This is a genomic window from Mesorhizobium sp. B2-1-8, from assembly GCF_006442545.2.
Lineage (GTDB): Bacteria > Pseudomonadota > Alphaproteobacteria > Rhizobiales > Rhizobiaceae > Mesorhizobium.
In genome coordinates this window covers 2,078,963-2,091,132 of record NZ_CP083952.1, presented here as the reverse complement: position 1 = coordinate 2,091,132, position 12,170 = coordinate 2,078,963, and the positions used below count along the sequence as shown (strand labels likewise).

At 62.6% G+C, this 12,170-nt stretch carries 10 protein-coding genes and 1 pseudogene; 1 reads left to right on the top strand and 10 read right to left on the bottom strand.

Features of this window, described 5'->3' with window-relative positions; translation table 11 throughout:
- The 5 genes from FJ970_RS10225 to FJ970_RS10205 form a co-directional block, all read right to left on the bottom strand.
- Complete coding sequence (locus FJ970_RS10225) at positions 1-312, bottom strand: MocE family 2Fe-2S type ferredoxin (protein ID WP_140764643.1); 312 nt, start codon at positions 310-312, stop codon at positions 1-3.
- A 112-nt stretch (positions 313-424) separates the two neighbouring features.
- The gene (locus FJ970_RS10220; protein WP_140764646.1) at positions 425-1,249 is read right to left on the bottom strand and encodes an ATP-binding cassette domain-containing protein; all 825 of its coding nucleotides are present in this window, start codon (positions 1,247-1,249) and stop codon (positions 425-427) included.
- Positions 1,249-2,250: an ABC transporter permease gene (locus FJ970_RS10215; RefSeq protein ID WP_140764664.1), complete on the bottom strand. Its 1,002-nt coding sequence runs from the start codon at positions 2,248-2,250 to the stop codon at positions 1,249-1,251. The genes FJ970_RS10220 and FJ970_RS10215 overlap by 1 nt, the downstream gene beginning before the upstream one ends.
- A gap of 168 nt (positions 2,251-2,418) precedes the next feature.
- A complete protein-coding gene (locus FJ970_RS10210) occupies positions 2,419-3,399 on the bottom strand; it encodes a sugar ABC transporter substrate-binding protein (RefSeq protein ID WP_140764649.1) in 981 nt (326 codons plus the stop codon).
- Between the two features lie 95 nt (positions 3,400-3,494).
- Complete coding sequence (locus FJ970_RS10205) at positions 3,495-4,514, bottom strand: sterol desaturase family protein (protein WP_140764652.1); 1,020 nt, start codon at positions 4,512-4,514, stop codon at positions 3,495-3,497.
- A 284-nt stretch (positions 4,515-4,798) separates the two neighbouring features.
- Here FJ970_RS10205 and FJ970_RS10200 point away from each other — a divergent pair, with 284 nt between their 5' ends.
- A complete protein-coding gene (locus tag FJ970_RS10200) occupies positions 4,799-5,836 on the top strand; it encodes a LacI family DNA-binding transcriptional regulator (RefSeq protein WP_140764655.1) in 1,038 nt (345 codons plus the stop codon).
- Between the two features lie 471 nt (positions 5,837-6,307).
- On the opposite strand, the pseudogene FJ970_RS10195 reads toward FJ970_RS10200, so the two are convergent.
- The 5 genes and pseudogenes from FJ970_RS10195 to FJ970_RS10175 form a co-directional block, all read right to left on the bottom strand.
- Positions 6,308-7,502: pseudogene (locus tag FJ970_RS10195) on the bottom strand (IS91 family transposase).
- A gap of 3 nt (positions 7,503-7,505) precedes the next feature.
- Positions 7,506-8,411 carry a tyrosine-type recombinase/integrase gene (locus FJ970_RS10190; protein WP_140765935.1) on the bottom strand — a complete coding sequence of 302 codons (906 nt, stop codon included), beginning with the start codon at positions 8,409-8,411 and terminating at the stop codon, positions 7,506-7,508.
- 277 nt (positions 8,412-8,688) lie between these two features.
- Complete coding sequence (locus tag FJ970_RS10185; protein WP_227792072.1) at positions 8,689-8,949, bottom strand: hypothetical protein; 261 nt, start codon at positions 8,947-8,949, stop codon at positions 8,689-8,691.
- A 220-nt stretch (positions 8,950-9,169) separates the two neighbouring features.
- Entirely contained in the window at positions 9,170-11,092 is a 1,923-nt protein-coding gene (locus FJ970_RS10180) for a potassium transporter Kup (RefSeq protein ID WP_227791824.1), read from the bottom strand.
- Positions 11,093-11,171: 79 nt separating this feature from the next.
- Positions 11,172-12,020, bottom strand: a complete 849-nt coding sequence (locus tag FJ970_RS10175; RefSeq protein ID WP_227792070.1) for a DUF4118 domain-containing protein — start codon at positions 12,018-12,020, stop codon at positions 11,172-11,174.
- Positions 12,021-12,170 lie beyond the last annotated feature (150 nt).

Here is a 12,170-nt window from a genome sequence, read left to right as displayed (position 1 = left end):
TCAGACCTCGATGTACACGCGGCCGTCCTCGACCTTCGTGGCGTAGGTTTTCAGGTTCACGCAGACCGGTGCGCGTAGCGCTTCGCCGGTCCGGTAATCGAACACGCCGCTGTGCTTCGGGCATTCGATCCTGTGCTCCATAACCAGCCCGTCGCTGAGATGCACCTTCTCATGCGTGCACAGCCCGTCGGTGCAGAAGAATGCATCGTCGGGGCTGCGGTAGATGGCGAATGTCCGGGCCTCGTGATCGAAGCGGATGACGTCCTCTTCATCGATGTCATCGGTCGCGCATGCATCAATCCATTTTGCCATTGTCACTCTGCCGTCTGTTCTTTGGTCGGTTGAAAAAGGCGGCCGGCGGACCACGCATTCCGCCGGCCGTACAGGGAGATGCCCGGGAGGAGGAGATGGGCGTCTTCACTGCTCACGCATGGCTCGCGCCCTGCGGCGCATGCCCGTTGTCAGCCGCCGAGAAACTCTCGATCTCGGCTTCGAGCTCGGCCATCTGCTCGCCGCCCGCCATCAGGTCGGTGATCGCCTCGCGGCTTTTCTCGCCCTTGCGGAAGTCGGCGGCCTTGGCGCCTCTGATGAGGACGGCGAAGTGGTCGCCGACGGTCAGGGCATGGACGACATTGTGGGTGATGAAGATCACCGCGATGCCCTTGCGGCGCGCCTGGAGCACAATGCGCAGCACGTGCGCCGCCTCCTTCACGCCAAGCGCGGCGGTCGGTTCGTCGAGGATCAGCACGCTGGCGCCGAAATGGACGGCGCGCGCGATCGCCAGCGCCTGGCGTTCGCCACCGGACAGTCCGCCGACGAGGCGGTCGCCGTCGTCGATGCGGGTGATGCCGAGCTGGCGCATCTCGGTGACGGCGATCTCGTTGGCCCGTTTGCGGTCGTAGATGGTCAGCGGCCCCCAGCGCCGCGTCGGCTCGGCGCCGACGAAGAAGGAGCGGCCGATGCTCATCAGCGGGAATGTCCCGCCGAACTGGTGAACGGTGGCGATACCATGGTCACTGGCGTCGCGGGGGCTGTCGAAGGCCACGGATTTGCCGTCCATCTCCATCGTGCCCGACGTGGGCTTGTGCACACCGGAGAGGATCTTGATCAGCGTCGACTTGCCGGCGCCATTGTCGCCAAGCAGGCACAGCACCTCGCCTCTGTTGACCTCGAGCGAAATGTCATGGAGCACGTCGATCGGGCCGAACGACTTGTTGATCCCAGTCAGCCTGAGCAGGGGCGTGGTCATCAGCGTGCCCTCGGTTTGGTGCGCGGCGCGTAGGTCAACGCCATGGTACGGAAAGTGTTGTTCATCAGCACGGCCGCCAGCAGCAGGACGCCGATGATCAGGCTTGCCCAGTTGGCGTCGAAGCCGGTGTAGAAGATGCCCTGATTAACGATGGCGAAGGTCAGTGTGCCCAAAACGATGCCGACCACCGATCCGTAGCCGCCTGTCAGCAGCACGCCGCCGATGACCACCGCGATGATCGAGTTGAAGATGAAGGACTGGCCGGCGGCCACCTGGGCACTGTTGTAGAGGATCGCCTGTGACATGCCGACAAAGGAGGCGCACAGGCCGCTGCTCATGAACAGCGCGATGGTCACCCGGTCGGTCGGGATGCCGGCATTGCGGGCGCTGACGGCGTCGCCGCCCATGGCCAGGATCCAGTTGCCGAAGCGCGAGAAGTTCAGGATGAAGCCGACGATCAAAACGGCGGCGATCCACCAGAACAGCGTCACCTCGAACTTGCCGCCGAGATAGTCGCCGAACAGCAGCTTGGCGGTGGTGCCACTCTTAAGCGCGACGCTGGTGCTGCCGGACAGGATGACCGAGAGGCCGAGCGTCAGGCCAGCCAATGCGAACAGCGTGGCGAGCGTAACGACGAAGGACGGCACTTTGGTGCGGATCACCAGCACGCCGTTGATGAAGCCGACGGCGAGCCCAAGGCCAAGCGCGGCGAGGATGCCGACGATGATCGGCAGGTCGTAGTGGCCCGACAGGATGGCAATGGTCATCGAACTGGCGGGGACCATCGAGCCGACGGAGAGATCGAGGTGCCCGGCGATCATCAGCAACCCGATGGGAAGCGCGATGATGCCGAGTTCCGAGGCGACGTTGAGCCAGCTCGCGGCGCCTCCGGCCGACATGAAATTGGCGCCGCCGAAGATCGAGAAGAAGACCAGAACGGCGACCATGCCGATCAGCGAACCGACCTCGGGGCGGCGCATGAGACTGCCGATCGAGGGCATCGAAGATTGCGGGGGCGCAGTCGCTACCACGGCGAGTTGGTCATGGGCTTGGGATGTCATCGAAATGTCCCTGGCTTGAACAATGGGAGCCTGGCGCTGCCAGTAGTCGGCGGCGCGTGGCAGATGATGTCCGGCCCGCGGATGGGCCGGACATTCTGTCTGCAGACGCTAGCGAGCGCCGGCCGCGGCACCAGCCATCGTCGCATCGACATTGGCGGCGTCCACGATCCCCGGCCCGGTCAGCACCGGCTTGGTCGGCAGGTCGAGCCCATAGTTGACGAAGCCGTTCAGCAGCGACACCGCGAGAAAGCCCTGCAGATAAGGCTGCTGGTCGACAGCGAACATCTGCGTGCCAGCCTTGATGCGCTGCAGGCCGGTCTCATCCATGTCGAACGAAGCCAGCTTGACCTTTTCGCCGGCATTGGCCTGGCTGATGGCGTTGGCGGCACTGTTGGCGTCGCCGGCGCTGATGGTGATGACACCGTCGATGGTGTTGTCCTTCAGCACGGCGGCCTTGATCGCCTCTGCGACTGCTGTCGGGTTGCCGAAGCTCGACGACGGCAGCGGCAACTGGCTCGATTTGCCGCCGCTCTTGGCGATGGCGTCGGCAATGCCCTTGCAGCGGTCTTCGGTGTTGGTGGCGCCCGGCAAAGTGTTTACGCACAGCACGTTCTTGGAACCATGGCTGCCGTAATAGGTGCCGCCGCCCAGGCCAGCGGCGTATTCTTCATTGCCGACATAGTTCATGGCACCGAGCCGCTTGGCCGCGTCCATGCCGCCGGAATTGTAGATGATGAGCGGCACGCCTGCCGCAACGACTTCCTTGAAAGCATCGTCCATGGCCTCCGGCACCCAGTCAGGGCCGACAATGGCGCTCGGCTTCTGGCTGAGCGCGGTGCGGATCAGCTTGGCCGCGTCCGGACCGAGATTGTCGTAGTTCTGCGGACCGAGCCAGGTCACCGAGCCGCCGGTCAGTTCGGCGACCTTGCCGGCGTCGTCGGCGCCTTTCTTGACCTTCGACCAGAACGGGTCGTCCGCCTTACCGCCGATGACGAATATCTTCGCGCCATCGGCCATGGCAGCCGTGGACGATATCGCCGCCACGCCCGCAAGCATGATCGCCGTCAACAGTTTCGTGATCGTTTTCATTTCATTTCCTCCCGGTTGCCGTCGTCAGACGGTTTAGAAAAAATCGAATTCATCCGCAGGCGCGCACCTCTCCCGTTGCGCGTTGCGTCGCTTGATCAATGGTTCGCCGCGACCTTGGCGTTCATACGTTCCTTCTTTTTCTGGAAGCGGGCGTCCATCATGGCGTCGCCTTGCTTGGTGCCGTCGTGCCAAGTGCCGAACCATCGATCGAGCGGGATCAGCCCGTCACCGCCGTAGTTCACCTCGAAATATTTGTGATGCAGGTAGTGTGCGTAAGCGTGGCTCTCGACCGCTGTGTCCTCGGTTACCTCCAGCTTATCGAAGCCGAGATGGCCGTTGACCGCACCGAAGCCGGCGATATGCAGCTGGAACAGCGCGACAATGGGATTGGACGGGATGACCAGATGCCAGAAGGCGACCGCGTGATAGAGGAACCCCTCCACCGGATGCATCGACAGCGATGACCACGGCGACGGGTTGATCGAGTTGTGGTGGACCGAATGGATCCAGCGATAGAGCGGGGCCCAGTGGATCAGGCGGTGGATGAAGAAGAAATGCACCTCGTGGATGGCCGGTGCGACCAGCACAAGTGCGGCGAGGTAGACCGGGTGATCTTGCCAGCCAACCCACGGCACGTAGCCATTGGCAAAGCACCACAGGAAGACGACTTCGACCACCGTCCATAGCGGAATGGTGATGAAGAACGAGCGCAGGAAGTTGTCGAGGTTCTGGCTCTGGAACCAGAACACGTCGGAGGGCGCGTCGGCAGGGAATTTGTGGTTGTACTTGAACCGCGTCGCCTGGGTTCGCTTGATGTAGTAGCGCAGCTCGAAGATGCCGTAGAAGACGAGGATCGCTGCCGCGTTGACGGCGTAGAGCCACAGCGCCCAGCCCCAGCTGATCGTCTTCATCGTCTCGACGCTCGGGACGATATAGAACCAGTAGAGCAGCGCCGTGGCCATGTGGAAAGCATTCCACGGCCAGATATAGCCGGGCAGCCACGCCAGGATCTTCGGCAGCCCGGGCGGCCAGTTCCACAACGGCGCTCCCTCGATGCGTCCGTTCGGCTTCCAGTCGCCGCGCTTGTCGCGCACGCCGTATTCGAGATCGTCCATGCAATCCTCCACCCGCAATGCCGCACCTGCAAGGCCTTGGGATGGGCCGCACGCGCGCGCTGCCTCACACCGCCTGAGAGCGATGGGCAAAACCCGTATGCGCTGTGCTGCTGCTATCCCTAGGCTGGCGGTGCGTCCGCCTTGCTTGCTTTTGACGAGATAAACATCTTGATCCAAAATGAATCAAGAATAGAATTTTTGTTCCAAACTGATTGTGTCATTCATATCAATCTGGCACGATAGATGATATCTTCATATCAATTACTACAGGCGGATGAGACGAAATGGATCAGAACAAGCGGCCGACGATCAGGGATGTGGCCGCCGAGGCGAATGTTTCGGTGGCCACCGTCAACCGGGTGCTGAGCGGCATCGGCGCCGTCCGCCAAGGCACGCGCGAGCGCGTCAGGCTGGCGGCGGAGCAGATCGGCTTCTACGGCATGGGCGCGCTGCGCAGCCGCATAGCGGCCGCCCGGCCGCACTACCGCTTTGGCTTCCTGCTGCACCAGCCCGGCCGCGCCTTCTACCGCAACATCGCCGAGGCGCTGCGAGCGGTGGCGCCGACCATGCCCGACTGCGAGATAGAGCTGCGAATAGAGTTTCTCGACGACCTGTCGCCGCAGAATGTCGGAGCGCGCCTGCTGGCGCTCGGCGCCGAATGCGACGCCGTCGGCGTCGTCGCCGCCGTCCATCCGCTTGTCACCCAGGCGGTCGATGCGCTGCAGGCCCGCAACGTTCCGGTGTTTGCGCTGATCTCGCAGATATCGGCGACGGGTCAGGTTCATTACGTCGGGCTGGACGGCTGGAAGGTCGGCCGCACCGCAGCCTGGGTGTTCGAGCATGTCTGCAGGGCGCCCGGCAAGCTCGGCATCCTTGTCGGCAATCACCGCTATCGCTGCCAGGAAATGAACGAGAGCGGCTTCCGCTCCTATTTCCGCGAGCACGCCCCTGATTTCACGCTGCTGGAGCCGCTGCTGACCTTCGAATCGAGCGCCATCGCACAGGAGATGACCGAGAAGCTACTGAACGAAAATCCGGATCTGTCCGGCCTCTATGTCGCCGGTGGTGGCATCACCGGCACTATCGCGGCCCTGCGCTCCACCGGCCGCGCCGGCAGCATCGTCGTCGTCGGCTATGAGTTGATGGAGTCGACCCGCCCGGCGCTGCTTGACGGCACGCTGACCTTCATCATCTCGCACCCGCTCGCCCGAATCGCGCTCGAAGCGCTGACCGGTATGGTCCGCGCCGTTGCCGCCCCGAACGATGGTGGCAATTTGACCGCCATCTTGCCGTTCGAGATCTACACGCGGGAGAATATTTAGAGCAAAGATTACAGCACAGCGTTAGGAGATTCATATGGAGGTTCCGACAAAAAACGCTGAGCCTATCCTCATCAGGGGTGAGATGGGGCACGACATTTCTGGCATCGAAGCATAGCTTTCCACGGACGTCCGCTCTTGGACAAAGTCCAACACGCCGGAAAACGGCCGACATTGGGAAGGGTTTCGGGTGCCGTCAGGCGTACGAAAGCCTCTCATGCAGGAACCCGCGGGCTACAGTCGATGTCTATGGGGATTTCGATTTGCGGCTGATGTCGGCGATAGCGCGACCGTCGCCGGGAAGCGCCGGGATGGATGCGGACAGGCGGCTTCGTTGCGCCTCCGCGCGATGTTGTCGGCACGGTAAGCGGCTGAAGGCGGCCCCGTCGGCGTCGACGATCACCATGGACGCGTTTGGGTCCGTTACCGGAGGCTGAGGGCCTGCGGTTGAAGTCTCGACTATTCCATGCCGGGTCATAGAGCGGTCTCCCGGTTCGTCGCGGTAGCGTCCGGCGGTCCGCGTGGCTGCCTCCAGCGTTCGAGTACCTCGACGACGATCATGCGTCCGCCGCAGCACGGGCATGACGGGCGGAAGTCCTCCGGTTCGCCTGGTGTGTCGTCATCGGGTGGCGCAGCGACGCTCAGCAGTTCGCGGGCGAGCGCGAGGCTGGCCTTGCGGGCGGAGCCGGCGAGCAGGCCGTAGTGGCGGATGCGGTGAAAGCCTCGCGGCAACACGTGGAGCAGGAAGCGGCGGATGAACTCGTCTGTGGCGAGCGTCATGACCTGCTGGCGGTCGGCGCCGTCGCGGCGGTAGTTCTTGTAGCGGAAGGTGACGCCGCTCTCGTCGAAGGCGATCAGGCGGCTGTTCGATATCGCGACCCGGTGAGTATAGCGCGACAGGTATGCGAGCACCGCCTCCGGTCCCGCGAACGGTGCCTTGGCATAGACCACCCAGCGCTTCTTCCGGACTGGCGACAGGTGCCGCAGGAAGGCTCGCCGCCCGGTGAGGTACGCCATTGATCCGAAGAAGCTGAGCCGTCCGGCGTCGTGCAGCGCCATCAACCGGGTGAGGAAGAGCCGGCGGAACAGCTTGCCGAGCACGCGCACCGGAAGCAGGAAGGCCGGCCGCGACGAGACCCAGCGCTTCCCGCCGGGCGCGATGCCGCCCCCCGGTACGATCATGTGCACGTGCGGATGGTGAGTCATCGCAGAGCCCCAGGTGTGGAGCACGGCGGTGATGCCGATCCTGGCTCCAAGGTGCTTCGCATCGGCCGCGATGGTCAGCATCGTCTCCGACGCTGCCTTGAACAGCAGGTCGTAGGCGAGCGCCTTGTTGTGGAAGGCGATGTCGGCGACCTCGGCGGGCAGCGTGAACACGACATGGAAGTAGCCGACCGGCAGCAGGTCGGCCTGGCGCTCGGCCAACCATGTCCGCGCCGCTGCGCCTTGGCACTTCGGACAGTGCCGGTTGCGGCAGGAGTTGTAGGCGATCCGCCATTGGCCGCAGTCCTCGCAGGCCTCGACGTGACCGCCAAGGGCCGCGGTGCGGCAGTGCTCGATCGCCGACATGACCTTGATCTGGCCAAGGCTCAGATGACCTGCATGGGCGGCCCGGTAGGGGTGGCCCAGCAGCACGGAAGATGTCGGCGACCTCGATCGAGGTGCGCACGGCTCAACCGGGCGGCGTCTTGCCTTCCATCAGCGCCATCAACCGATCGAGCGGCCCGGCGACCGCATGGATCGTCCGGGTCGAGACCTTGGTGTAGAGCGCGGTCGTATCGAGCTTGCTGTGCCCGAGCAGCACCTGGATGACGCGGATGTCGACATCCTGTTCGAGTAAGTGGGTGGCGAAGCTGTGACGCAGAGTGTGCGGACTGACGCGCTTGCGGATGCCGGCGACTTCGGCCGCCTCCTGGACGGCGCGGTGCAGTTGCCGCGACGAGATCGGCGCCGTGCAACTGCGGCCCGGGAACAGCCAGCCATGCGGAAGCATCACCCCGCGCCGCCTGCCTTCGCGCCACCACAGCCGCAGGAGTTCCAGAAGCTGCGGCGAGAGCATCGCGTTGCGGTCCCTGCGGCCCTTGCCCTGCTCGACGCGGAGCAGCATGCGCGTGCTATCGACATCGTCGACCTTGAGATGCGCGACCTCGGACACGCGCAGGCCCGCGCCATAGGCGACGCCGAGCGCGGCCTTGTACTTGATGCCAGGTGCGGCTTCGAGCAGCCGCGCCGCTTCCTCCACGCTCAGCACGTCGGGAAGCTTGCGCTGATACCGCATGACCACCAGCGCACGCGCCAGATCCCGCCGCTTCAGCGTCACCAGGAACAGGAACCGCAACGCCGAGACCGCGCCGTTGATCGTCGCAGGTCCGGCGCCACTCTCATGCTGATGAAGCTGGAAGCGGCGGATGTCCTCAGACGACGCCGCATCGGGCGAGCGGCCGAGGAACGCGGCGAAGCGCCGGACGTGACGAACGTAATCCTGCTGGGTATGCGAGCCCAGGCCCCGCATCAGCATGTCGTGCTGCATGCGCTGGCGAAGCGGGCTAATAGGTGCATCGGTCGATGGGGTAGCCATGGCGAGTTCCTCTCGTTGAAGGGAACTCCATCGTCAGATCGACGCCTCTACCCGCTCAAGGCCTATGACATGCACGCCATCTCAGAAGGAGGCGGCCCTCCCGCGCAGCGGGTTCGTGCATGAGGCGCAAGCTGCCGTTCGCGTCATGGATAGCTTTGGGGTCGGACTCTCCCCTTCCCTACGGGTCTTTGCAGCACCGAGCCAGGCCCATCACGCCCGACACTGTAGAAAATATCGCATGGTCTCTGAGTGGGGGGAAAGGCGGTAGCGCTCTCCGCTACCACTTCAAACCCACATCGTACGCAATGTTTGGGTTGCGGCGGGCGCCTGATGCGGCCCGCTCTGCGGCGTAGCGCGCATTCGGAAATGCTGCCCCTCCAATAAGGGCGGCAAGCTTGCCCTTGATCTCGATCTCGAAGCCCTCTTGGGCAGGCTTGGGATGCATCGTGACACTGTGAACAAGCCCGAAAATTTTGGGTGAGCGTGCCACGGTCATCGGCTGCAGTTGCGTGGTCAGCCAACATCTTTGAAAGAGCATCGACGGTTTCTGTGTAACGCTGCAGGGTCGCTGGGTGGAGAGCCACGGTCGAGGGCGGCTCATCGAGGTCGTCGACTTGTGCCAATGGGCGCGGTGTTGGCAGCCGGCGGAAACCGAAGCTTTGTTTTTTGCTCAGCGTGACCGCAATCCGGCGCGTGCAAGGGGAGTACGCGCCTTCAAGAGCCCAGAAACACATTCGACGGGGGGCAACCCAGTCGGATCAGATCACCACCTGGGTACCTATCTCAACGACTCGCCCGGTCGGTATCTGGAAATACTCCGTCGCATCGGCCGCCGTCCGGGCCAGCCCGATGAACAGCTTGTCCTGCCACACCGGCATGCCAGAATTGGGCGAGGCCTTGAGCGAGCGCCGCGACAGGAAGAAGGATGTCGACATGATGTCAAACTTCCAGCCCTGCTTGCGGCAGATCGCGAGCGCACGGGGGATATTCGGCTGCTCCATGTAGCCGAAGGTCAGCGTCACTCGCATGAACAGCTCGTTGACCGTCTCCATCTTCACCCGCTCGCTGTCGGGCACTACCGGCTGTGGCGCCGTCACCACCGAAAGGATGACGTTCTGCTCGTGCAACACCTTGTAGTGCTTGAGACTGTGCATCAGCGCGGTCGGCGCACTCAGCGGATCGCTGGTCAGGAACACCGCCGTGCCCGAAACCAGATGGGGCTTCTTCTTCAACAGATTGCCGGCAAGGAAATCGAGCGGGATCTCATTGCGGCGCGTCTTGTCGAACAGGTAGCGGCCGCCGCGCACCCAAGTCCAGATAATGAGGCACATCACCAACGCAATGGTCAGCGTAACCCAGCCTCCTTCGATCACCTTAATGATGTTCGAGCCGAGGAATACCAAGTCCACGATCAGAAACAGTGCCGACGCTGCAAGGGCGCCGGTAACTGACCAGTTCCAGATTCGGCGCATGACGATGAAGAGAAGCAGGTCCGTGACCACCATCTGACCGGTGACGGAGATGCCGTAGGCCGATGCGAGGTTGCCCGACTTCTGGAACCCGAGCACCAGCATCATGACGCCGATGCCGAGCAGCAAATTGACCCTCGGAAGATAGATTTGGCCAACTTGCGTCTCGGATGTGTGCAGGATGCTGAATCGCGGCAGAAGATTCAGCTGAACGGCTTGACGCACCAGCGAAAACGCCCCGGAAATCACAGCCTGACTGGCGATGATCGTCGCGGCGGTGGCCAAGACGACCATCGGCACCAGTGCCCAGCGAGGCTGCATGTCGAAGAAAACATTCTCCGGCAATTCGGTGCGGTTCAAAACAAAGGCGCCCTGCCCAATGTAGTTGAGCAGAAGGCACGGGAACACGATCCACAGCCAAGCCATCACAATCGGTCTGCGGCCAAAGTGGCCAAGATCGACGTAAAGCGCCTCAGCGCCGGTCACAGCTAGAAAAACAGCGCCGATTGTACCGAGCGCAAGTGCTGAATTGGCCACGAGATAGTGGACGGCGTAGTAGGGATTGACGGCCCACAACACTCCGGGATTGGTGACGATGTGGCTTACTCCGGAAACCCCCAGCGCGAGAAACCATGCGAATGTAATCGGCCCGAAAACGCCTCCAATGGCGCCGGTCCCGAATCGTTGGACCGCGAAGAGCCCTGCAAGAATGACAAGCGTGACTGGCAAGACGTATGGCTCAAGGGCTGGCGTGACGGTCTCAAGACCTTCCACTGCAGCGAGCACCGAGATCGCTGGCGTGATCATAGAGTCGCCCGTAAACAACGCCGCGCCAAGCACGCCCAATACCAAAATGGCAGCCGAGCGAGCCGGAAGACTACTGCCGGCCAGGGACATCAGGGAGAGTGTGCCGCCTTCGCCCTTGTTGTCCGCTCGGAGAACAAATGTGACGTATTTAACCGTTACGATGAGGGTCAGCGCCCAAATGATCAACGAAAGAATGCCAAGCACATCCTCACGTGTCGCCGATCCGTCCGATGCCGCAACAAACAGGGCTTCGCGAAACGCGTAGAGAGGACTTGTTCCGATATCGCCATAAACGACGCCGAGAGCGCCCAGAACCAGTATTCGCGCGCTCTGCTGGGGGTGGACATCATGCGCAGCCGACTGTGCTGCTGCAGCCCCGCCGTCGCCTGCATCGGCATTGCTCATGAACCTGCTCCTCCGGCTAGAGCAACGTTTCGTTGTCGTTGTCCTCGCGCCGTTTGCTGACTTTCGCCTTCCCGGCTGTTTACGTTCGAGCATGCCGGAAATATTGACGATCAAGGGCCAGGGCCAGGAAGCGACTCACGATATCGACCGACGTCGAAGGCGTCGCAGGACGTTCATCGGGGTCGAATGCGAGCCCAATGGCCGCGCGCGGGCCCCCTGCCGTTGTTTTTACGGGCCAGAAGTCAAACCGCGAGGTCAACGCCGGATAGACTCCGGCGCTCACGACAAGTCCTGTTGCCAATGACGATTGCGCCGCCTCTATCTCGGCTTCCTGGGGCTCTACATTGCCGACTTTCTCGACGGAAACCCTTTTGCCGTCCAAAACGAGAATGACGACAGGAACTTGGAAGAGCGCTGCAAGCATGTGGCAAGTGATCGAGACGATCGCCTTAGCGTTGTCGATCCCCGCGACGTCGCGACTATAATTTTGCAGCATCGTTGCCTGCCTCCTCAGGAGCGCCGCTTCAATTGCGCGGCGCCGGGAGGTAAAGGCCACGCCACTGCCGATAAGTCCGACGACGAAAAGCAGTCCAATGGCCCAGACGTTTGCCGGGTCATCGACGATCAGCGTGTAGCGAGGCTCGGTGAAGAAGAAATTGTAGGCGAGTGCACCAAGTATCGCCGAAAAGAGCGAGGGGGCCAAACCTAGGCCGACGGCCCCTATGATCACCGGCACCACAAATATGAGCGAGATGTTCGGGATCGCCACCTGGCTGTCGACACCGGCAGCCACCACCGTCGCGAAGGCGGTCATTGCAAACGAAGCAAGATAGCGTACCGCGGCGGGAGCATCGGCCAAGCCGAAAAGCGAATCGGCACCCGGCGACGCAGTAATGTCCTGTTGCAGCCTCGGATTGACATCGGCCATCGGTTCACTCCCGCCGGCGTTGCCGCATGCCCAAAGCTAGGCCGATACGCATAAAGATTCCATTCGTGCGGCAGGCCAAAGATATAAGATTCCATAGTCGAAAGGCGGCGGATCCGGGAACTCTGTGCACGCTTGCCGCCTTCGGCAGAA

Excerpts from the sequence above, each read along its gene's own strand:
- FJ970_RS10225 (WP_140764643.1), bottom strand. The coding sequence starts at position 312 with ATGGCAAAATGGATTGATGCATGCGCGACCGATGACATCGATGAAGAG.
- FJ970_RS10220 (WP_140764646.1), bottom strand. The coding sequence starts at position 1,249 with ATGACCACGCCCCTGCTCAGGCTGACTGGGATCAACAAGTCGTTCGGC.
- FJ970_RS10215 (WP_140764664.1), bottom strand. The coding sequence starts at position 2,250 with ATGCCCTCGATCGGCAGTCTCATGCGCCGCCCCGAGGTCGGTTCGCTG.
- FJ970_RS10210 (WP_140764649.1), bottom strand. The coding sequence starts at position 3,399 with ATGAAAACGATCACGAAACTGTTGACGGCGATCATGCTTGCGGGCGTG.
- FJ970_RS10205 (WP_140764652.1), bottom strand. The coding sequence starts at position 4,514 with ATGGACGATCTCGAATACGGCGTGCGCGACAAGCGCGGCGACTGGAAG.
- FJ970_RS10200 (WP_140764655.1), top strand. The coding sequence starts at position 4,799 with ATGGATCAGAACAAGCGGCCGACGATCAGGGATGTGGCCGCCGAGGCG.
- FJ970_RS10190 (WP_140765935.1), bottom strand. The coding sequence starts at position 8,411 with ATGGCTACCCCATCGACCGATGCACCTATTAGCCCGCTTCGCCAGCGC.
- FJ970_RS10185 (WP_227792072.1), bottom strand. The coding sequence starts at position 8,949 with ATGCTCTTTCAAAGATGTTGGCTGACCACGCAACTGCAGCCGATGACC.
- FJ970_RS10180 (WP_227791824.1), bottom strand. The coding sequence starts at position 11,092 with ATGAGCAATGCCGATGCAGGCGACGGCGGGGCTGCAGCAGCACAGTCG.
- FJ970_RS10175 (WP_227792070.1), bottom strand. The coding sequence starts at position 12,020 with ATGGCCGATGTCAATCCGAGGCTGCAACAGGACATTACTGCGTCGCCG.